Here is a 279-nt window from a genome sequence, read left to right as displayed (position 1 = left end):
CGGCCGCTCGGTGACGAACAGCGACAGCGCGGCGAGCAACGTGAGCAGGCTGGCGATGACGTTCACGATTGCCGTCATCTTGTAGTTCGGCAGTGCCGCCAGAATGGCCGCGGCGGCCGCGGGGATCAAAAGGATCGCGGCCACGGCATCGAAGGAGAAGGCGGTCATCGGCGCTCTCCGCGATAGTCGTCGAGGGCGCCGACATCGACCGAATCGAACCGCTCCCGGATGCGGAACAGGAAGACGCCGATGACGATGAAGGCGATCAGGATCGAGAAG

The 279-nt window shown here is 64.5% G+C and carries 1 pseudogene; it reads right to left on the bottom strand.

The annotated features are described in order from the left end of the window. Nucleotides 1–164 precede the first annotated feature (164 nt). Nucleotides 165–279, bottom strand: a pseudogene (locus EN818_RS34235) (hydrogenase-4 component E); the annotation flags it as partial.

The organism is Mesorhizobium sp. M3A.F.Ca.ET.175.01.1.1 (genome assembly GCF_004791945.1).
Classification (GTDB): Bacteria; Pseudomonadota; Alphaproteobacteria; order Rhizobiales; family Rhizobiaceae; genus Mesorhizobium.
This window is presented reverse-complemented; position numbering and strand designations above follow the sequence as displayed.